The sequence below is a fragment of the Trebonia kvetii genome, assembly GCF_007827045.1.
In the GTDB taxonomy this organism is placed as follows: Bacteria; Actinomycetota; Actinomycetes; order Streptosporangiales; family Streptosporangiaceae; genus Trebonia; species Trebonia kvetii.
On the sequence record NZ_RPFW01000088.1, the window covers coordinates 1 to 251 of the forward strand.

Annotated in this window: 1 protein-coding gene; it reads right to left on the bottom strand. The window is 72.5% G+C overall.

The features are described 5' to 3' along the window. Positions 1 to 46 precede the first annotated feature (46 nt). A partial coding sequence (locus tag EAS64_RS43090) for a site-specific integrase (protein WP_246116168.1) occupies positions 47 to 251 on the bottom strand: 205 nt, incomplete at its 5' end.

Genomic DNA, 251 nt, shown 5'->3' on the forward strand with positions numbered 1-251 from the left:
GCCGGCCAGGTAGGACGTGAGGAAGCGGCGCAGGGCGGCCGCGAAGTCAGTCGCCATCGGCCGGGCCCCCGGTGGCGGGCGGGACGATGCCGCCGTACTCGCGCTGGACGCGGGCGGCGATCTGGGGGTAGGACTCGGCGGTCAGCCGCAGGTAGTAGGCGGTGTCACCGATCGAGGAGTGCCCCATGTAAGCCTGCAGAACGGGCAGCAGCGCATTGACGTCGTCGCCGGCGGCGAACCACGACCGCAGG